The sequence below is a fragment of the Streptomyces hamibioticus genome (assembly GCF_047946815.1).
Taxonomy (GTDB): Bacteria; Actinomycetota; Actinomycetes; order Streptomycetales; family Streptomycetaceae; genus Streptomyces.
In genome coordinates this window covers 7,063,287-7,082,654 of sequence record NZ_JBKKQY010000001.1, presented here as the reverse complement: position 1 = coordinate 7,082,654, position 19,368 = coordinate 7,063,287, and the positions used below count along the sequence as shown (strand labels likewise).

The window sequence follows — 19,368 nt, the reverse complement described above, 5'->3', positions numbered from 1 at the left end:
TCAGACCAGATCGAAGCGGTCCAGGTTCATCACCTTGTCCCACGCCGCGACGAAGTCGTGCACGAACTTCTCCTTCGCGTCGTCGCTCGCGTAGACCTCGGCGAGCGCCCGCAGCTCGGAGTTGGAGCCGAAGACGAGGTCGGCGCGGCTGCCCGCCCACTTCAGCTCGCCGGTGGCGGCGTCACGGCCCTCGAACGTGGTCTGGTCCTCGGACGTCGACTTCCACGTCGTGCCCAGGTCGAGCAGGTTGACGAAGAAGTCGTTGGTCAGCGCGCCCGGGGTCTTGGTGAAGACGCCCAGCTGCGACTGCTGGTGATTGGCGCCGAGGACCCGCAGGCCGCCGACGAGGACGGTCATCTCGGGGGCGCTCAGGGTGAGCAGGTTGGCCCGGTCGAGCAGCAGGTATTCGGCCGGCAGCCGGTTGCCCTTGCCGAGGTAGTTGCGGAACCCGTCGGCGGCGGGCTCCAGCGCGGCGAACGACTCGGCGTCCGTGTGCTCCTCGGTCGCGTCGACGCGGCCCGGGGTGAACGGCACCTCGACGTCGATCCCGGCGTCCTTGGCGGCCTTCTCGATGGCGGCGCAGCCGCCGAGGACGATCAGGTCGGCGAGGGACACCTTCCGGGCCCCGGTGTTCCAGTCCCGCTGGATGCTCTCCAGGGTGCGCAGCACGACCGCGAGCCGGTCGGGGTCGTTGACCTCCCAGTTGCGCTGCGGCTCCAGGCGGATGCGGGCGCCGTTGGCACCGCCGCGCTTGTCGCTGCCGCGGAACGTCGAGGCCGACGCCCACGCGGTGCCGACCAGCTGGGCGACGGTCAGGCCCGAGTCGAGCAGCCTGGCCTTCAGTGCCGCGACGTCGGCGGTGTCGATGGCCTCGCCCTCCGGCTCCGGCAGCGGGTCCTGCCACAGCAGGGTCTCCTCCGGGACCTCCGGGCCGAGGTACAGCGACTTCGGGCCCATGTCCCGGTGGGTCAGCTTGTACCAGGCGCGGGCGAAGGCGTCGGCGAACTCCTGCGGGTTCTCGTAGAACCGGCGGGAGATCGGCTCGTAGACCGGGTCGTAGCGCAGCGACAGGTCGGTGGTGAGCATTCTCGGGCGGTGCTTCTTCGCCGGGTCGTGCGCGTCCGGGATGATCTCCGGGGCGTCCTTGGCGACCCACTGGTGGGCGCCGGCCGGGCTCTGCTCCAGCTCGTACTCGTACTCGAACAGGTTCTTGAAGAACCCGTTGCTCCACCGGGTGGGCGTGGTGGTCCAGGTGACCTCCAGGCCGGAGGTGATGGCGTCCGCGCCCTTGCCCGTGTTGTAGGTGTTCCGCCAGCCCAGGCCCTGCTCCTCCATGGAGGCGGCCTCGGGGTCGGCGCCCACGTGGTCGGCGGGGCCGGCACCGTGGGTCTTGCCGAAGGTGTGGCCGCCGGCGATCAGGGCGACGGTCTCCTCGTCGTTCATCGCCATCCGCCGGAACGTCTCACGGATGTCGCGGGCCGCGGCGATCGGGTCCGGGTTGCCGTTGGGGCCCTCCGGGTTGACGTAGATCAGACCCATCTGGACCGCGCCGAGCGGGTTCTCCAGCTCGCGGTCGCCCGAGTAGCGCTGGTCGTCGAGCCACGTGGTCTCGGGGCCCCAGTAGACGTCCTCCTCGGGCTCCCAGACGTCCTCGCGGCCGCCGGCGAAACCGAAGGTCTCGAAGCCCATCTGCTCCAGCGCGACGTTGCCGGTGAGGATCAGCAGGTCGGCCCAGGAGATGCTCTGGCCGTACTTCTTCTTCACCGGCCACAGCAGACGGCGGGCCTTGTCGAGGTTGCCGTTGTCCGGCCAGCTGTTGAGCGGGGCGAACCGCTGCTGACCGGCGCCCGCGCCGCCGCGGCCGTCGCTGATGCGGTAGGTGCCCGCGCTGTGCCACGCCATGCGGATCATCAGCGGGCCGTAGTGGCCGAAGTCGGCGGGCCACCAGTCCTGCGAGGTGGTGAGCACCTCGGCGATGTCCCGCTTCACCGCGGCCAGGTCGAGGCTCCGGAACGCCTCCGCGTAGTCGAAGTCCTCACCGAGCGGGTTGGCCACGGCCGGGTTCTTGGCCAGGATCTTCAGGTTGAGCCGCTCCGGCCACCACTGACGGTTTCCGCCGCCCTGGGTCGGGTGCGGGGCGCGCCCGTGCGCGACCGGGCAGCCGCCCGCGTCCTCGGTTTTCGCATCGGTGACGATGGCGTCGTGGTTCTCGGACATGGTGTTCCGTTCCTTCCGAACTGGCGGATCGCGGTGCTCAGGTTGTGGGAGCGGTGGAACAGGCGGGGCACAGGCCCCGGTAGATGACCTCGGCTTCGTCGATGGCGAAGCCGTGGTCGTCGGAGGCGGTCAGGCAGGGCGCCTCGCCGACCGCGCAGTCGACGTCGGCGAGGGCACCGCAGGACCGGCACACGAGGTGGTGGTGGTTGTCCCCGACCCGTCCCTCGAAGCGGGCGGGGCTGCCGGGGGGATCGATGCGGCGGACGAGGCCGGCGGCGGTGAACGCGTGCAGGCCCTCGTACACGGCCTGCAGGGTGATGTGGCCGACGCGGTGGCGCACCCCGGCGGCGATCGACTCGGCGTCGAGGTGGTCGCCCTGCCGGACCGTTTCGAGCAGGGCGACACGGGCCGCGGTGACGCGCAGGCCGACGCCCCGGATTTCCTCGGCGGGGGTCGGAGGCTGGGGTCCCGTCATGCGGGCGAACCTATCCCCATAACCCGACCGACTCAAGGAAACGAACCGTTCATTTTTGTGCGCCGCCGGGTGCCGGGCGTCCGTCACGCGGTGACCCGCCGGTCAGGGTCTGCCGGACGGGCCCTAGTGCTCGAACCGGGCCAGCGCGTCGATGCCCGCCTCGCGCAGCGTCCGGTGGACCGGCCGGTGGGCACCGCGGACGGTGAGGTCCACCGGCTGCGGGGCACTCGTCACGGCGCGCAGTACGGCATACGCACAGGCGAGGCCCAGATGGTCCAGGTCGGCCAGTTCCAGCACCCAGCTCCGCGACCGGCGCAGCCGCTCGCTGAGGAGCAGTTCCTCCAGGTCCCGCAGCGCGGGGGCGCCGCGCAGATCGCCGGAGAGCACCAGGACGGCGCGTTGCTCGTCGGCCTCGGCGATCCGGGCCGTCCCCGCTCCGGGTCGCGCGGGGTGTTCCTCTGCCACGGCGACCTCCTCGTAGCAGGTGCTGGGTACGCGGTACGGGTCCATTGTCGCAACGCGAGGGGCGCGGGGCACGGCGATCGGGCCCTCCACGACAGCCTGTCGCCGCTCTCTGGCACTGTGTGAGCAGCATCGAACGGGAAGGACGGGGATCAAGATGATCATCTTCGGCACCAAGGGGTATCTGTACCAGCTCGCGATACTGACGCTGGTCTGCACCCAGTGCGGGAATCCCGCCGCGCACACGCTGAGGAAGCGCGTCACGAAGTTCACGCTGTTCTTCGTGCCGCTGTTCCCCGTCTCCACGAAGTACGCCACGCAGTGCACGTTCTGCGGCGCGGAGCAGCGGCTGACCGCGGAGCAGGCGGAGCAGCTGCAGGACCGGGCGGCCGGTGACCCCGACGGGCGGCCGCACGGACAGCCGCAGCAGCAGCCGTACCGCTACTGACCGCCGGGGCCGGCCGGCTGCTCCGCCCCGGCGCGAACACGATCACCGTCCTGGAGCTGGAGCGCCTCGGCGACCGCCTCGCCCTGCGCGAGGGGCCCGATCCGGGCCCGGTCGAGGAGTACGTCGAGGCGTTCGGCTGACGGGCGGCCGACACGGTCACCCGGAAATGCCGGTAATCACGCCCCGCGGGGTGGTGCTACCTGCACCCTCACCCGGGGGGCCTGCCGCATTCTGCGGGCGCCGCGCCGTTCCCATACTGAGGTACATGGCCCATTCCATCGTGCTCCCCGAGCCTTCGTCCACGCGCGACCGGCACACGGGAAGCGACTTCTCCGAGTTGTCCCGCCGCATATCCCGAGCGGGTCTGCTGCGCCGCCGCCCGCTCCACTACACCCTGCGTTTCGGGACGGTCGCCCTCGTCCTCACGGGATGCGTCGGCGCATTTCTCGCCCTGGGTGACAGCTGGGCCCAGTTGTTCGTCGCCGCGGCGGCGGCCGTGGTCTTCGGCCAGCTCGGGCTGGCCGCCCACGACCTCGCCCACCGGCAGGTCTTCTCCGGCCGGCGCCCCAGCGAGGCCGGTGGGCTGGTGGTCGCCAACCTGCTGCTGGGCATGAGCTACGGCTGGTGGATGAACAAGCACACCCGCCACCACGCCAATCCCAACCACGAGGAAAAGGACCCGGACGTCGCCCCGGACATTCTGGTCTGGTCCCGCCGTCAGGCCCTCAGGGCCAGCGGACTTCCGCGCTTCATCGGACGGCATCAGGCCGTCCTCTTCTTCCCGCTGCTGACCCTGGAGGGCCTCAACCTCAGTTTCAGCAGTTTCCGGGCTCTGCGAAATCCCTCGGTGAAGCGGCCGGTTCTGGAGGGCACGCTCCTCGTCACCCATTTCCTGGTGTATTTCGGTGGCGTGTTCACCGTCCTCTCCCCCGGCAAGGCACTCGCCTTCATCGCCGTCCACCAGGGCCTGTTCGGGATCTACCTCGGCTCGGTCTTCGCCCCCAACCACAAGGGCATGCCGATGATCGAGGACGGCATGCGGCTCGACTTCCTGCGCCGCCAGGTCCTCACCTCCCGCAACGTGCGGGGCGGCCCCCTGGTCGACGCCTTCATGGGCGGTCTCAACTACCAGATCGAGCACCATCTCTTCCCGAGCATGCCGACCCCGGCCCTGGGCAGGGCCCAGGTCATCACCGAGCGGTACTGCGCCGAACTGGGCATCCCCTACCACCAGACCGGCCTGCTCGCCTCGCACCGGGAGGCGCTGCGCCACCTCAGGAGCGTCGGGGAACCCCTGCGTGACGCCCGCTGAACAGGCTCTGGAAGGGGCGTGCGCACGGCTGCCCGGTCAGCCGGTCGTGGATGCCCCGCGACCAGGGCAGGCGGACGTCGGGCAGCCGGGCGAGGGTGCCGAGGAACACCCGCCGGTCCGGGCGGAACAGGGACCAGGGGCGCGGGGGCGGCGGATCGTCGCGCAGTACCCCGTCGGGCATGCGGCCCGCCACCGGAACCAGCGGCCGGTCGTGCGGGAAGGCCAGGTGCAGCCACACCTCGGCGGCCACGGGCACCCTGGCCGTGTCGCCACCCGCTCGCCACACCTCCCCCGTCTGCGGATGCCGCGGTACCAGGGCGATGTCGGTCGCGGGGTCAGGTGCGGGCAGGCCCGGCCCGGCCAGGACCGCGGTCCGCGCCGGCGGGCCCGACGGGAGCAGCACGTCGAGCGCACGGCCCAGTGTCTGCGTGAGCAGGCCCTCGGGCAGGGCCACGGGCGCACCCCGCGAGGCGGCCAGGAGATGGGCCAGCGCCGCGCCGAGCGCCGCCTCCCACCGGGGGTCCCACCACCCCGACGGCTCGACCGGCGGCGTCCTGGGCCACTGGTCCACCACCGTCTCCCAGTCGGCCGCCGGGACGGCGGGGGGCGTCCTCGGCGATACGGTGCACGGCGTGCGGGGCGAGCCACACGGCCTGCCAGAACGTGCAGTCGTCGATGCGGGTCGCCACCGGCAGGCCGCACTGCGCGCAGGCAAGGTTGGGGCCGTCTCGCCCGTCGGGCCCCACGCAGTAGCCGTCGCACCGCTCGGGGATCAGGACGGTGTCGCGGACGTCGCCCGGCGCCACGACGACGGCCCCCGGCTCCCCGAACGACAGGACAGGCACCGGGGCGTGGACGCCTCTGGCCTCCGCCTCCTCGGCCCCGACCTCGCTCCACCTCCGCCACGGCGGCCCGGACGGCTCCGGGTCCACGGCGTACGTCCCCGGCTCCATCAGCGGGGGCAACAGCTCGTGCCCGTAGGACTGATGGGCGTGGACGGGCAGCGCCACCCGGGACACCGGCACGGTCAGCGGAGTACCGCACCGCCCGCAGCCGAACACGGTCAGGACCCTGTGCTCCCCCTTCCCGTCCCGCCCCTCTTCCTTTCCCGCCCCTCTTCCTTTCCCGCCCCGTCCGTCCCGTCCCGAACGGGATTGTCGCTGCCCGGCGGCGAGGGGGCCACCCGTTATCCCGGTGCCGCCACCTGCGGTGTTGCGGCAGTCTGTGCGCATGGATCAGACGGAAGTGCTGCTCATCGGCGGACGGGCCGGAGTGGGGAAGACGACCGTGGCGTTCGAGGTCTCGGCGTTGCTGCGGGCCGCGCAAGTGCCGCACGCGGTGGTGGAGGGCGATTTCATGGGGATGGTGCACCCGGCACCCGAGGGCGACCCGGACCGTTCCGGCATCGCGGAGGCCAATCTCCGGGACGTGTGGGCCAACTTCGCCCGGCGGGGGTATCGCCGGCTCGTCTACACGAACACCCTGTGTGTGCTGCCCGAGGCCACGGCCATGGTCGAGCGGGCCATGGGCGCCGGGGTGCGGAGCGTCCGTGTCGTGCTCACCGCTTCGGACGTCACCGCCGCGGAGCGGCTCAGGGGCCGGGAGATCGGCTCGGAGCTGGAGCGGGAGTTGCGCAGCAGCACCCGCAAGGCACGGCTCCTGGACGACCGGGCACCGGCCGAGGCGGTGCGGGTGAAGACGGACGGGCGGACGGTCGGGGAGATCGCGCGGGAAGTGCTGTCCGTCACCGGCTGGGCCGAGCCGCGCACCGGTGGCGGGGCGTAGGGCACGGCACCGCCCCGGGGTCAGAGGAGACCGGCTTCGGCGAGGCACGTACGGATGTGGTCCTCGGCGGCCGGGTCGAGCGGTACGTGCGGTACGGCGGTGGCGGCGCAGTCGATGAGGCCGCGCATCCGGGCCGCCGCCTTGAAGGCGCCCAGGGCCCGGGAGTTGGGGCCCATGGCGGCCGGGTCGCCGGCTTCGGTGAGCGCGAACAGGGCCGCGAGCCGGTCCTGTTCGGCCTTGGCCGCGGTCCACTCCCCGGCCCGGGCGGCCTCGTAGAGCCGTACGTAACCTCCGGGGTCGACATTGGCCAGCCCGGGCACGACGCCGTCGGCACCGGCCAGCAGTGCGCCGTCGACGGTGAGTTCGGAGCCGGTGAGCACGGAGAAGGCGCGGGTGCGGCGGCGCAGCTCGGCCAGGAGACGGCGCAGCGATCCCTCGTCACCGCTGGAGTCCTTCAGCCCGGCGAGCGTGCCCTCGGCGGCCAGGTCGGCCACCACGCCGCGGGGCAGCTTGGTGTGGACGGCGGTCGGGATGTCGTAGGCGAACAGGGGCAGGCCGGCGCCGTCGCGGACGCGGCGGTAGTGGTCGGCGATCTCGACGGGGTGCGTGCGGGTGTAGAAGGGTGCCGTGGCGACCAGCGCGTCGGCGCCCGCGCGGACGGCGTCGGCCGCGCGTTCCCGTACCCGGGGCGTGGTCATGTCGATGACGCCGGCCAGGACGGGGACGCGGCCCGCGACGGTGTCCACGGCGGCCTCCAGCGCCGCCGATCGCTGGGCGTCGGTCAGGTGGGCCGCCTCTCCGCTCGACCCGAGCAGGAACACTGCGTGCACACCGGCACCGATCAGGTGCTCGACGAGCCGGCGCACCGACGGGACGTCCACCTCCCCGGCGGGGGTGAGGGGGGTGAGGACCGGCGGGACGACGCCGCACAGGGGCGTGGGGAAGGACATGGGTGCTCCAGCTCTCGCGGGGATCGTCCGGGCGGCCCGGGCGGGACCGTCCGGTGGGCACGGTGCCCGGGGCTCAGCGCGTGCCGCCGTCGAGGGGGACCCGGTCCCACCGTCCGGATCGTGGTGGCCGGTGTTCCGGACGCCGCTGTCGTGGGTCTCGTCGTGCCGGGTGGGCTCCGGCCCGCGCCGCCTGGGCCGGAGCGCGGTCGTCGACGGGGACACCTGCGAAGTGGACCACGGCCATGGCGCCATCCTAGGCCGGAGCACGCCGCCGGAGGGCGGGCCGCTGCCCGTGCGGCCCGGTCGGTTCATCCGGCCCGTTCCACGCTCCACCTCGGCAGCGCCTCGAAGAAGGCGACCGCGTCGTCTCGCCAGTGCGACCGCCAGTGGGAGGCCGTCTCGGCGGCCTGCCGCGCATGGTGGGCCATGTCCCGCCGCATCCGGTCGGCGACCCCGTGGTCGTGCCCGATCCGCCGGACGGCGGCGATGGTCTCCGGGGTGCACGAGGCGTCGCCGAGCGCGGCCTCCACCACCGCGCGGTCCGGGCCGGTGACGGTGGACAGCAGGGCGGCGACGGCGTAACTGCGCCTGCCGTCCCGGAGGTCGGTGCCCACCGGCTTGCCCATGGCGTCCGGATCGCCGAAGAGGTCCAGGTAGTCGTCCCGCATCTGGCCGCAGATCCCCACCAGCCGTGCGTAGCGGCGCAGTTCGGGAGCGTGGCGCTCGGGGTCCCCGCCGGCGGCCAGGAGGCCCAGCCGCATGGGGGCCAGCACCGAGTAGCGGGCGGACTTGTAGTCGGCCACGGCGTGCAGGACCTCCTCGCCGGGCCGGTCGGTGAAGTCGCGCTCCAGGTCGGCGATCTGACCCACGAACGTGTGGGCCGCGGCCTGCGTCTGCACCTCGGCCATCGCCTGGCGCACCGGCAGCGGAACCCCGGCGTCCAGCAGCACCTGGAGGGAGAGCGCCAGTGCCAGGTCGCCGGCGAGCACGGTGAGGCCCAGCGCGGCCTGCGGATGGTCCGGGAACCTCTCCCGGTAGGCGTAGTAGGTGGACGGGCCGCCCCGCCGCAGCGGGCTGTCGTCGATGAGGTCGTCGTGGATCAGGCCGTGTGTCTGCAGCAGTTCGATGCTCAGCGCCGCGGCGTCCAGCCCTTCGACCGGGTCGGCCGTCACCAGGCGGGCCGCCTCGTGCAGGAGCACCACCCGCATCCGCTTCCCGCCGCGCAGGGACAGGCTGCGCAGCAGGCGCAGGCAGTCCGCGGTGTAGCGGCTGAACGAGGGTGCGTCGAAGGTGGCCTCCAGCGTGTCGAAGTACTCCTCGAACCGTGCGCCGAACGCCGACTCGTATCCGGCGGCACGCGCCATCAGCCGCTCTTTGAGCCGTGCCGTGCCGGCCTCGTCGGCGTGGTCGTTCATGTGGCGTCTCCTTCACCTGCTGCATCGTCGGATCCTGCGGGTACGAGGTGGTCCTCGGCCACGTCGGCGGGGGCACCGGCCGGGGCACAGCTGCGGGCCACGGTGTCGGCGAACGTACGGGCCAAGGGGGACAGCGCGGTCCAGCGGCGGACCGCCCAGCCGACCGGCAGCGGTGCCAGGTCCGGCAGTGGCAGGAAGGTCAGGGTGCCGGTGGAGCGCCGGCCGGGCAGGGCGGGGACGACGGCGTGTCCGACGCCGAGTTCCGCCAGCAGGATGGCGGTGTCCCAGTCGGCGACCCCGGTGTCCGAGGTGACGTGGACGCCCAGGCGGGCCAGGGCCGTGTCGAGGTGCGCCCGTGACGAGGAGTTCTCGGGGAGGCGGATGTGCCGGGCGGCGGCCAGCTCCGCGGGCCCGATCCCGGTACACCGGGCGAGGGGGTCGTCGGCCCGGACCGCGAGGACCCACGGCAGTTCGACGACGGGGCGCTGCTCGATGCCCCGCACGGGTCCGCCGATGGTCACCCAGGCCAGATCGACCGTGCCGTCCGCGAGCGCGTCGAAGCAGCTCCGGCTGGAGGTGCCGGTGCGGAACTCCAGCGTGGCGCCCGGGTGCCGGTCCCGGAAGGCGACGACGGCGTCGGCCATGAAGTGCCGCACCGTCGTGGCGCCGGTCGTCACCCGCACCGACCCCGTCTCACCGCGGGCCAGTTCGCCGAGCCGGCGCAGCGCCAGGTCCAGTCCGGCCATCCCCTCCACGGCCGCCGCGCGCAGCACCTGGCCGGCCGGGGTGGGCACGACACCGCGCGGCCGGCGCTCCAGCAGGCGCACGCCCGTCGCGCGCTCCAGGCGTTTGACGTGCTGGCTCACCGCGGACTGGGTGCAGGACAGGTCACGGGCGACGGCACTGAGGCTGCCCGCCCGGCACACCGCCACGAAGACGCGGAGATCGTCGAAGGTCATCGGCACGGGCGACACAGTATGCGGCGCCTCCCCCAAGAAGTTGCTTGGGGATGTGCAAGAACACCCGAGGATTGACTGGACCTTCGCGGCTCAACGGTGATCGATTCGGGCCCAGGGCGGCAACCCGCCCCCGTCACCCCTCGCCGAGTCCGGACCTGACGGGGGGACGGCGGGGAAGGGTGCCGACCCGCCTCCGGCTGCTTGACGGGTCGGCTGGTGGCGCGCCCGGCGGCCGGCCGGTGCGGCCCGGGACCGGCGGGCGTCAGTCCACGATCAGCACGGCCCGCGGCGCCGGTTCCCCGCGCGGGGCGGTCAGCGCGCCGCCGAAGTTGTCCTCGACCTGGGCTCGTTCGGCGGCGTCGGGGTACGGGTTGGTGCAGGAGGTTCCCGCGGTGGACCCGGACATCAGGCTGGAGCAGGGGCCGGGCTTGCGGTCCGGCAGGCCCAGGATGTGACCGAGTTCGTGGGAGGAGATGCGGACCGTGTCGTAGCCCTGGTTCACGGCCTGCCGTCCGATGTACACGGTGCCGTTGCCCAGGGAGGTGGGCAGGGCGCGCGGCCAGCCGTTGTCCGCCAGGACCCGGATGTTGGCGCGCTGCCCGGCCGTGACCGGGCGCAGTTCGACGGCGTCGACGCTCTCGTTCCAGATCGCCGCTCCCCGGTCGACGGCGGTCTTGAACTCCGCGGCGCCGCGGGCGTCGTAGGTGAGGACGCGGGCGGCCTGCGCGCGGTCGGCGTTCGGGGCGGGGGCGGCCGTGGCCTGGCCGCCGGAGAGGGGGAAGGCCACCGCCAGTACGGCAGCGGCGCCGAGGGTGAGCTTGCGGACGTGCATGGTCGACCTCCTTGTGGGGGAAGGCAGTCGTGCGCATGACATACGTCGGGCTCACTGCCCGCCGGTCCCGGGGGCCAATCCCTCAATCGGCCGGCGCCGTGTGCGTACGGCGCCGGCCCGGTGTCCGACGTGGTGACCGACCTGCTGCTCAGTCCCGGTCGACGTGTTCGCGCAGGATCTCGCCGTTGGTCGCGTCGACGTCGTAGGTCGTCTTGTCCCACTTGTCGGTCGTGACGATGTCGATGGACCAGATGAGACGCTGGTCGTCGTTCTCGCCGAGCTCGATGCCGGTGACGGTGCCGTCGGTCCGGTCGGTGGCCTTCTGGACGGCCTGCTGCGGCGTCTGGGTGGCGCGGCTCAGCCGGTCGGCGAGTTCTCGCTTGTCGTCCGCGTCCTGGTCCGGGTCCAACTGGGTGCGGAAGACCTTGCCGTTGACGGCGTCGATGTCGACGTGGTGCACGGTGCCGTCGGCCGCGGCCACCCTGACGGCCCATTCCGGGGCCCCTGCGGACGGCGCGGGGTTCGGCGTGCTGGGCGTCGGGTCGTCCGTGCCCGGCGACGCCGTGGCGTCGCGCGGGGTGGCCTTCAGTTCGAGGTCCACGAGCTTGCCGCCGGGGACCTCCTTGACTGCGGTGTCCACCGCGTCGTCCCAGCCGACCTCGGTCCGGGAGATCAGGTCCTTCCGCTCGGCCTGGTCGTCGGTGAGCGAGGGGGAGGCGGTGGCCGGGCCGGTGGTCTGTGCCGCCGCGGTGCCGGTGGCCCGCGTGTCCGTGTCTCCGCAGCCGGCCAGTACCAGTGCCGAGCTGCCCAGGACACAGAGTGCGGCCGCCGTACGCAGGGCCGTGGAGCGAAGAGAGTGTGGAAGAGAGGGATGACGTCGCGCAGAGCTCATGGAGCTGTCGGTATCACCGGCGCCGCCCGGTCACGCCGGTACGGGCCGGAAACCACCGGATTGGCCGCGCTGCGGCGGGAGGCCGCGGTGCGATGCCGGCCCCGTCGGCGACCCCGCCTGCGAGGCGCAGGCGAGGTCAGGTGCAGGCGGGGTCCGGCACAGGCACAGGCACAGGCACAGGCACAGGCGCAGGCGCAGGCGCAGGCGCAGGCGCAGACCGGGTCCGGCCCAGGCGCAAGCCCAGGCGCAGGCGAGGTCAGGCGCAGGTCCAGGCGGACAGGCCCTGCAGGGCGGCCAGGCGCTTGGCCACGGCGATCTGCTCCGCACGGGTGGCCAGGTCCGCGCGCGGGGCGTACTTGCGCCCGCCGGCCGCGACCCAGCTCGACTGCGCGAACTGCAGCCCGCCGTAGTGGCCGTTGCCGGTGTTGGCCTGCCAGTCGCCCCCTGACTCGCACGCGGCGATGGCGTCCCAGTCGGGCCCGAGGGGGGCGGCCGAGGCCGCGACGGCGGTGGTGGGGACGCTCAGCGCCGCCGCGGCCGCCAGCGTCACCAGGGCGGTCCCGATCCGGCGCCTCCCGGCACCACACAGGCCGGTCACATGATCATTCTGGCACATCATCATGAACGGACTGTTACATACACTCACGGAACGCACTCGCCGTACGGGCCGCCGGGTACTCCGGACGGATGGCGGCTGCGCCTGACCGGCTCCGCGGTCGGCGGGTGGCAGCCTTGGCCGTATGGGCAAGACCGCGATGATCGTCATCGACATGATCAACACGTACGACCACAAGGACGCCGAGCTGCTGATCCCCTCGGTGAAGTCCGTGGTGCCGGTCCTGACCCGCCTGCTGCGGCAGGCGCGGGAGCGGGACGCACCGGTGATCTACGTCAACGACAACTTCGGCGAGTGGCGCTCGCACCACGGCGAGCTGTTGGACAAGGCGCTGTCCGGCCCGCACGCCGGTCTCGTCGAGCCGCTGCGGCCCGACGACCGTTCCCTGTTCGTGGTCAAGGCGCGGCACTCGATCTTCTTCGGGACTCCGCTGGACTACCTGCTCCAGCAACAGGACATCGACCGGCTCGTGCTGTGCGGGCAGGTGACGGAGCAGTGCGTGCTCTACTCGTCGCTCGACGCGCACATCCGCCACCTCGACGTCGTAGTGCCGCGCGACGCCGTCGCCCACATCCACGCCGATCTGGCGGACGCCGCCCTGCGCATGATGGAGCGCAACATGGGGGCGCGGGTGTGCGACAGCCACGAGGTGTGGCAGTGAAGCCCGGTGTCCGGTGACCGGCCCCCCGCCGGGTCAACTACCGTACTCCGCAAGGAATCACGGCAAGGGATCACGGCGGGCGATCGGGCCCGCGACGGAGGACTTCGCATGACCGACAGGCCCGTGGCGAGCGAGCTGCGCGACAGAATCAGAACCGACCAGCCGCACACGGCCCGGATCTGGAACTACTGGCTGGGCGGCAAGGACCACTACCCGGTCGACCAGCAGACCGGTGACCGGATACGCGAACTGCACCCCGGGATCGGCGACTACGCACGCGCGGACCGGCAGTTCCTCGGCCGCGCCGTGCGGCATCTCGTCGGCGAGTGCGGCATCCGGCAGTTCCTCGACATCGGCACCGGGCTGCCCACCGCGGACAACACCCACGAGGTCGCCCAGCGGATCGCGCCCGAGTCACGCGTCGTCTACGTCGACAACGACCCGATCGTCCTCGCCCACGCCGAGGCGCTGCTCACCAGCACACCGGAGGGCCGCACGGACTACCTCGACGAGGACCTGCGCAACGTCGACACCATCCTGGAGCACACCGCACGGACACTGGACCTGAGCGAGCCCGTGGCGCTGATGCTGCTGGGCGTCGTCATCTTCGTCGAGGACGACGCCGAGGCGTACGGCGTCGTGCGGCGCCTCGTCGACGCCCTGCCGGCGGGCAGTCACCTCGTGCTGTCGCACACCGTCACTCGGCCGGACATGCCCGACGTCGACGCCGCGGTGGCCTTCTGGAACGAGCACGGCACGCCCAAGCTGACCCAGCGCAGCCCGGAGGACGTCGCCCGGTTCTTCGACGGTCTGGAGCTGCTCTCCCCCGGTGTCGTCTCCTGCAACCGCTGGCGCCCGGAACCCGGGGGCGACACGCTGCCCGCGGAGGTCGCCATGTTCGGCGGAGTGGGCCGCAAGCCGGGCGACGCGACGCCCTGACCGGCGAGACGAAGTCCTGACCGGCTGACCGGCCGGACAACGCCCTGACCGACGACGCGACGGCCGGACCGCGAGACCACGGCCGGACCGTGAGACCGAAGGCGTGGCCGGTGACCGTGCCCGGCACCGGCCTGCGGCTCCCGTCGAACGGGGGTCACCGGCCGGTGCCGGCGAGCGTCACCGCATGCAGGTGGCGGCGCGGCCGTCCCTTGCCGCGCCGCCACGCCCCTGCACCTTCCCGCGGAAGCCGGGTGCCCACCGGCCGCCGGTGCACACCCGTCCGTCGGGGGCGGATTCTCCAGCCGGCCGCCGGCTCAGCCGCCCAGGGCCGACAGGACGACGAGCTTGGCCTCCTCCTGGACCTGCGTCAGGTGGTCGGGGCCCCGGAACGACTCGGCGTAGATCTTGTAGACGTCCTCGGTGCCCGAGGGCCGGGCCGCGAACCAGGCGTTCTCGGTGGTGACCTTGATGCCGCCGATGGCGGCGCCGTTGCCCGGCGCCTCGCTGAGCACGCCGGTGACCGGCTCTCCGGCCAGGGTGTCGGCGGTGACCTGGGCCGGGGACAGCTTGGCCAGCCGGGCCTTCTCCTCACGGGTCGCGGGCGCGTCGATGCGGGCGTAGGCCGGTGCCCCGAACCGCTCGGTGAGCGCGGCGTAGTGCTCGGAGGGCGTACGGTCCGTGACGGCGGTGATCTCCGAGGCGAGCAGCGCCAGGATGATGCCGTCCTTGTCGGTGGTCCACACCGAGCCGTCCCGCCGCAGGAAGGACGCCCCGGCCGACTCCTCGCCGCCGAATCCGAGCGAGCCGTCGACCAGTCCGTCCACGAACCACTTGAAGCCGACGGGCACCTCGACCAGCCGGCGGCCGAGATCGGCGGCGACCCGGTCGATCATGCCGGAGGAGACCAGCGTCTTGCCCACGGCGGCGTCGGCGGGCCACTCGGTGCGGTGGGCGTAGAGGTAGGAGATGGCGGCGGCGAGGTAGTGGTTGGGGTTCATCAGGCCCGCGTCGGGGGTGACGATGCCGTGCCGGTCGGCGTCGGCGTCGTTGCCCGTGGCGATCCGGAAGCGCTCGCGCCGCTCGATGAGCGAGGCCATCGCGTGCGGCGACGAGCAGTCCATACGGATCTTGCCGTCCCAGTCCAGCGTCATGAACCGCCACGTGGGGTCGGTGAGCGGGTTGACCACGGTCAGGTCGAGGCGGTGCTGCTCGGCGATGCGACCCCAGTACGCCACGGACGCCCCGCCCAGCGGGTCGGCGCCGATCCGCACCCCGGCCGACCGGATCGCGTCCAGGTCCAGCACGCTCGGCAGGTCGGACACGTAGGTGCCGAGGAAGTCGTAGCGGCCGGTGCCGGGCGCGGCGAGTGCCCGGGCGTGCGGGATGCGCCGTACGTCCTTCAGGCCCGCCGCGATGATCTCGTTGGCCCGGTCCTGGATCCAGGAGGTGGCGTCCGAGCCGGCCGGGCCGCCGCTCGGCGGGTTGTACTTGAAGCCGCCGTCGGCGGGCGGGTTGTGCGACGGGGTGACCACCACGCCGTCGGCCAGGCCGGAGGTGCGGCCACGGTTGTGGGTGAGGATGGCGTGCGAGACCGCCGGGGTGGGGGTGTAGCCGTCGGCGTCGTCGATCAGCACGGTGACGTCGTTGGCCGCGAAGACCTCGAGCGCGGTGACTCTGGCGGGCTCGGACAGGGCGTGCGTGTCGGCGCCGAGGAAGAGCGGCCCGTCGATGCCCCGGTCCTGCCGGTACTCGCAGATGGCCTGGCTGGTCGCGGCGATGTGGTCGTCGTTGAACGCGGCGGCCAGGGACGAGCCCCGGTGTCCGGAGGTGCCGAAGGCCACGCGCTGGCCGGGTTCGGCCGGGTCGGGGTGCAGCGCGTAGTACGCCGTCACCAGCCGTGCGACGTCGATCAGGTCCTCGGGTCCGGCCGGCTTGCCGGCTCGGTCAGGGTGCATGCCCCGCTCCTCCTCGTCGGTGCTCCTTGTGCTCGCGGTCCCCATCTTCCCCCGTGCCTCGGGCGAACGGGACCACTGCCAGAGGGCCGGGCGTAGGCTGGGCACCGTGATCGAGGTGGAGGTGCTGCAACTGCTGGTGTCGCCAGCCCACCGGCTGGCCGGGCGCCCCGCGGACGGACCGGCCCCCGGCCCGGCCGACGAGCGGGTGCGGCGCGTCGAGGTACGCCGCGGTCTCGGGCTGGCCGGCGACCGGTTCTTCGCCCGGCCCGCCCATCGGGACGCCGCGGTGACCCTCATGTCCGCCGAGAACCTGCCGACGGCCATCGCCCCGGCCGCCGATCTGCGGCACACCCGCCGGAACGTGCTGTTGCGCGGCGTCGACATCGACGCCCATGTCGGCGCGACCATCGCCCTGGACTGCGGACACGGGCCCGTGACCCTGGCCGTGAACCGTCCCGCGCGGCCGTGTGCGTGGATGGACGTCACCGTCGGCCCCGGTGCCCAGCGCGCGCTGCGCGGCAAGGGCGGGGTGCGGTGCACGCCGCTGAGCGACGGAGTGCTCGAGGTCGGCCCGGCGACGTTCCGGGTCGTCCGCGACCCGGCCGCCGCGACCTGACCGGAGCCGGCCCCCGGACGACCGGGCCTCAGCCCACCCACCGGTTGTGCCGGCACGGCCCGGGCTCACGACCGGCGCCGTGAGACGGGTGCCGCCCCGGGCTCGAACCCGGCCGTCGGTCACCCCCGCGAGGCTCGCGGGTCGAACCCGGCCACCCGGCAGACAACGTGCGGCCCAGGGCTCAAATCCGGCCACCGGTGAGGCGCGCGCCGCCCGGGGCCCGAACCCGGCCGCCGGTCACACCCGCGCGGCTCGCGACTCGGACCCGGCCACCCGGCAGACGCCTGCGGCTCGGACCCGGACACCGCTCAGGCCCGTACGGCCCGGGGGCTCAGATGCGGCCACCGGTGAGGCGGGTGAGGGGGCCTTGGGTCCGGCGGCCCGAGCGGCGGCCCACCGCGAACGAGGCGGCGCTCAGCGCGGTCAGACCGGCGGCGGCCCCCGCGGCGACGAGCTTGCGGTCGGCCATGACCGTCCAGGCGGTCTTGGCGCCGGCCGCGACCTGACCCGACGTCGTGACGATCGCCCGGCGTCCCGCCTCGACGCCCTTGGCCGCGCTGTGCGCGACCCCGGTGGCGGCCTCGGCCGACCGCTGGGCACCGGACTTTGCCGCTGATGCCGTGTCACCGGCCTTGGCGGCGGTGCTCGTCGCGGCCGAGGACGCCGGGGCGGTCGCCCGGTCCGCGGTCCGCTCGGCCTTGCCCGCGGCCGTGCGGGCGCCGTCGGTCTTACGCTGCGTGTGATTGTTCGATTCGGTCATGGACACCGCTTTGCCGCTCGCTCCGGTGGCAAACACGGCGTACGGCACCCATCGCGCCGAGGCTCTCGGCTGGACCGTGCCGCGTGCCGCCGGTGACGGACGCTCAGCGGACCGGCGCGCACACCGGGCGGTGCGTGCCGGGGACCGGTCGGCCGGACGCGGGTTGCGCGGGGGCGGTCGGGTCGGCGCTCTCCAGCAGTTCGCGGTAGGCGGACGACTGCCGGGCCACCTCCCAGTACGCCTCCTCCAGCGCCGGGTAGACCGCATCCAGTTCGGCGCGGGTACGGGCCGCCAGCAGCAGCCGTACGCCGAGCGGGTCCCCGTACAGGCGGCGTACGGCCGCGTCGGGGCGGGACTGGGAGCTGGGCTGGCAGACGGTCACGACGTCGCCGGTGGCCACCAGGGACGCGGCCGTGTGGTAGTCGCCGTGCAGGACGCGCGGGTCGAGTCCGGCCGCGCGCAGCATGCGGTGCACGCCGTCCCACTCGCCGTCGACGGTGGGGTCGACCATCCAGCAGTCGGCGGCCAGGTCGGCGAGGTGGACGACGGGCCGGGCGGCGGCGGGGTGGCCGGCGGGCAGCATGACGAACTGCGGTTCCCGCTCGACCAGGACCCGCAGCCACAGTTCCTCGGGAACGTGCAGCGGACAGCCCTCGACCTCGTGCACGAAGGCGACATCGAGCTGGCCGTCGGTGACCCTGCGCAGCAGGGCGTTGGCGGAGACGTCCATCTGGAGCGTCGGCTCCAGGCCCGGACGTCTGAGTCGGCGCAGCCAGCCGGCCAGGGCCCGGCTGGCGGTCGAGCCGATACGCAGCCGGCTGTCGCCGCCGGCCGCGGCGGCCCGGGCCTCCCGGACGAGGGCCCGCATGTCGGCCAGCAGCGGCCGGGCCCGGCCGAGGACGGTGCGCCCCAGCGGCGTGGGGCGGCAGCCGGTGCGTTCACGGACGAACAGCGGGCCGCCCAGGGCCTGTTCGATCCGGACCAGCTGGGTGCTCAACGTGGGTTGGGCGACGCCGAGCTGACGGGCCGCCCGGTGCAGGCTGCCGGCGTCGGCGATGGCGCACAGCGCGCGTAAATGCCTCACCTCGAGCTCCATGCGGGGAGCGTAGAGCGGAACAGTTCGTTGCGCCAGGTGAACAAAAGGCGGCGGACCAGGGCGAGTTCCGGCAACTCCGGTCCGACTCGTCGGGGCGGTGATAGCGCGGAACTATCGGCGGTTGCCATCATCCCGGTGGACGGAAGCGGACCTCACACTCACCGATGACGACTTCTCCCCCACACACAAGGAGTCATCGATGCGACTGTCCCTGCCCATGCTGTCCGCCGCGGTCGGTCTCGGTCTGACGGCCACCGCGCTCGGCACCGGTCCGGCGGCGACGGCGGCCGCTCCCCAGCCGCACTCCCCGCAGGCCCAGGGTACGTACGCCGGTTATCAGCCGACGCCCGGCCCGTCGAGCCAGAAGGCCCAGGAGGCCCAGGACACCCGGGAGTTCTTCGAGGCGGTCCTGAGGTCCGTCGCCGAGCGGCGCGCCGCCGACCCGAAGTCCACGGCCGCCGTCACGGTCTACTACAGCGCCTCCGGCGCGCCCAGCTTCCGCTCGCAGATATCCCGGAGCACCCAGATCTGGAACAGCTCGGTGTCCAACGTGCGGCTGCAGGAGAGAAGCTCGGGTGCCGACTTCGCCTACTACGAGGGCAACGACTCGCGCGGCTCGTACGCCTCCACCGACGGGCGCGGCAACGGCTACATCTTCCTCGACTACCGGCAGAACCAGGTGTACGACTCGACCCGGGTCACCGCGCACGAGACCGGTCACGTGCTCGGCCTGCCCGACCGCTACTCGGGCCCGTGCAGCGAGCTGATGTCGGGCGGCGGCCCCGGCCCGTCCTGCACCAACGCCTACCCGGACGCCCGTGAGCGCGCGCGGGTGAACCAGCTGTGGGCGTACGGCTTCGCGCAGGCTCTCGACAAGGCGCTGGAGAAGTCCGCCCGGCGCTAGCGCACGTCGAGCACGAGACCGCACGAGCGGTGACCGCACGAGCGGTGACCGCACGAGCGGGCGCGGGGCGGCCG

20 protein-coding genes are annotated in these 19,368 nt (G+C 73.2%); 7 read left to right on the top strand and 13 right to left on the bottom strand.

The genetic code is table 11. The features are described 5' to 3' along the window. The 3 genes from katG to ACLGIH_RS32335 all read right to left on the bottom strand — a co-directional run bounded on the left by katG (nucleotide 1) and on the right by ACLGIH_RS32335 (nucleotide 3,157). Nucleotides 1-2,217, bottom strand: coding sequence for a catalase/peroxidase HPI (gene katG, locus ACLGIH_RS32345; protein ID WP_416528835.1), 2,217 nt, complete (start codon nucleotides 2,215-2,217; stop codon nucleotides 1-3). Nucleotides 2,218-2,254: 37 nt separating this feature from the next. Beyond that, nucleotides 2,255-2,692, bottom strand: coding sequence for a Fur family transcriptional regulator (locus tag ACLGIH_RS32340; protein WP_416528834.1), 438 nt, complete (start codon nucleotides 2,690-2,692; stop codon nucleotides 2,255-2,257). 123 nt (nucleotides 2,693-2,815) lie between these two features. After that, on the bottom strand, nucleotides 2,816-3,157 hold the full coding sequence (locus ACLGIH_RS32335; protein ID WP_416528833.1) for a hypothetical protein: 342 nt from the start codon (nucleotides 3,155-3,157) through the stop codon (nucleotides 2,816-2,818). Nucleotides 3,158-3,311: 154 nt separating this feature from the next. On the opposite strand from ACLGIH_RS32335, the gene ACLGIH_RS32330 reads away from it, so the two are divergent. Both ACLGIH_RS32330 and ACLGIH_RS32325 read left to right on the top strand, forming a co-directional pair. After that, nucleotides 3,312-3,602: a zinc-ribbon domain-containing protein gene (locus tag ACLGIH_RS32330; protein WP_416528832.1), complete on the top strand. Its 291-nt coding sequence runs from the start codon at nucleotides 3,312-3,314 to the stop codon at nucleotides 3,600-3,602. A gap of 265 nt (nucleotides 3,603-3,867) precedes the next feature. Further along, a complete protein-coding gene (locus ACLGIH_RS32325) occupies nucleotides 3,868-4,914 on the top strand; it encodes a fatty acid desaturase family protein (protein WP_416528831.1) in 1,047 nt (348 codons plus the stop codon). Here ACLGIH_RS32325 and ACLGIH_RS32320 read toward each other — a convergent pair. Further along, on the bottom strand, nucleotides 4,877-5,485 hold the full coding sequence (locus ACLGIH_RS32320) for a hypothetical protein (RefSeq protein ID WP_416528830.1): 609 nt from the start codon (nucleotides 5,483-5,485) through the stop codon (nucleotides 4,877-4,879). The genes ACLGIH_RS32325 and ACLGIH_RS32320 overlap by 38 nt on opposite strands. A 659-nt stretch (nucleotides 5,486-6,144) precedes the next feature. Between ACLGIH_RS32320 and ACLGIH_RS32315 the strand changes: the two genes are divergently transcribed. Continuing rightward, nucleotides 6,145-6,699, top strand: a complete 555-nt coding sequence (locus ACLGIH_RS32315; RefSeq protein ID WP_416528829.1) for an AAA family ATPase — start codon at nucleotides 6,145-6,147, stop codon at nucleotides 6,697-6,699. Nucleotides 6,700-6,719: 20 nt separating this feature from the next. Here ACLGIH_RS32315 and ACLGIH_RS32310 read toward each other — a convergent pair whose 3' ends face one another. From ACLGIH_RS32310 to ACLGIH_RS32285, 6 genes are all read right to left on the bottom strand, one after another. After that, nucleotides 6,720-7,649: a dihydrodipicolinate synthase family protein gene (locus ACLGIH_RS32310; protein WP_416528828.1), complete on the bottom strand. Its 930-nt coding sequence runs from the start codon at nucleotides 7,647-7,649 to the stop codon at nucleotides 6,720-6,722. Nucleotides 7,650-7,957: 308 nt separating this feature from the next. Further along, a complete protein-coding gene (locus tag ACLGIH_RS32305; protein ID WP_416528827.1) occupies nucleotides 7,958-9,064 on the bottom strand; it encodes a polyprenyl synthetase family protein in 1,107 nt (368 codons plus the stop codon). After that, the gene (locus ACLGIH_RS32300; RefSeq protein ID WP_416529540.1) at nucleotides 9,061-10,023 is read right to left on the bottom strand and encodes a LysR family transcriptional regulator; all 963 of its coding nucleotides are present in this window, start codon (nucleotides 10,021-10,023) and stop codon (nucleotides 9,061-9,063) included. The genes ACLGIH_RS32305 and ACLGIH_RS32300 overlap by 4 nt, the downstream gene beginning before the upstream one ends. 262 nt (nucleotides 10,024-10,285) lie before the next feature. Continuing rightward, nucleotides 10,286-10,855 (bottom strand): snapalysin family zinc-dependent metalloprotease, encoded by a 570-nt coding sequence (locus ACLGIH_RS32295; protein WP_416528826.1) that lies wholly within the window; start codon nucleotides 10,853-10,855, stop codon nucleotides 10,286-10,288. Between the two features lie 148 nt (nucleotides 10,856-11,003). Next, a complete protein-coding gene (locus ACLGIH_RS32290) occupies nucleotides 11,004-11,747 on the bottom strand; it encodes a PepSY domain-containing protein (RefSeq protein WP_416528825.1) in 744 nt (247 codons plus the stop codon). 256 nt (nucleotides 11,748-12,003) lie between these two features. After that, nucleotides 12,004-12,363 carry a transglycosylase family protein gene (locus ACLGIH_RS32285; RefSeq protein ID WP_416529539.1) on the bottom strand — a complete coding sequence of 120 codons (360 nt, stop codon included), beginning with the start codon at nucleotides 12,361-12,363 and terminating at the stop codon, nucleotides 12,004-12,006. A 124-nt stretch (nucleotides 12,364-12,487) separates the two neighbouring features. On the opposite strand from ACLGIH_RS32285, the gene ACLGIH_RS32280 reads away from it, so the two are divergent. Together ACLGIH_RS32280 and ACLGIH_RS32275 are read left to right on the top strand one after the other, a co-directional pair. Then, a complete protein-coding gene (locus tag ACLGIH_RS32280) occupies nucleotides 12,488-13,024 on the top strand; it encodes a cysteine hydrolase family protein (RefSeq protein ID WP_416528824.1) in 537 nt (178 codons plus the stop codon). Between the two features lie 108 nt (nucleotides 13,025-13,132). Further along, nucleotides 13,133-13,963: an SAM-dependent methyltransferase gene (locus ACLGIH_RS32275; protein WP_416528823.1), complete on the top strand. Its 831-nt coding sequence runs from the start codon at nucleotides 13,133-13,135 to the stop codon at nucleotides 13,961-13,963. Nucleotides 13,964-14,277: 314 nt separating this feature from the next. Here ACLGIH_RS32275 and pgm read toward each other — a convergent pair whose 3' ends face one another. Further along, nucleotides 14,278-15,918: a phosphoglucomutase (alpha-D-glucose-1,6-bisphosphate-dependent) gene (pgm, locus tag ACLGIH_RS32270; RefSeq protein ID WP_416528822.1), complete on the bottom strand. Its 1,641-nt coding sequence runs from the start codon at nucleotides 15,916-15,918 to the stop codon at nucleotides 14,278-14,280. Nucleotides 15,919-16,024: 106 nt separating this feature from the next. Here pgm and ACLGIH_RS32265 point away from each other — a divergent pair, with 106 nt between their 5' ends. Further along, a complete protein-coding gene (locus ACLGIH_RS32265) occupies nucleotides 16,025-16,534 on the top strand; it encodes a molybdenum cofactor biosysynthesis protein (RefSeq protein WP_416528821.1) in 510 nt (169 codons plus the stop codon). 331 nt (nucleotides 16,535-16,865) lie between these two features. Here ACLGIH_RS32265 and ACLGIH_RS32260 read toward each other — a convergent pair whose 3' ends face one another. Then, a complete protein-coding gene (locus ACLGIH_RS32260; RefSeq protein ID WP_416528820.1) occupies nucleotides 16,866-17,294 on the bottom strand; it encodes a hypothetical protein in 429 nt (142 codons plus the stop codon). A gap of 103 nt (nucleotides 17,295-17,397) precedes the next feature. Beyond that, nucleotides 17,398-18,390, bottom strand: coding sequence for a LysR family transcriptional regulator (locus ACLGIH_RS32255; protein WP_416528819.1), 993 nt, complete (start codon nucleotides 18,388-18,390; stop codon nucleotides 17,398-17,400). Nucleotides 18,391-18,589: 199 nt separating this feature from the next. Between ACLGIH_RS32255 and snpA the strand changes: the two genes are divergently transcribed. Next, nucleotides 18,590-19,294, top strand: coding sequence for a snapalysin (gene snpA, locus ACLGIH_RS32250; protein WP_416528818.1), 705 nt, complete (start codon nucleotides 18,590-18,592; stop codon nucleotides 19,292-19,294). Nucleotides 19,295-19,368: the final 74 nt, after the last annotated feature.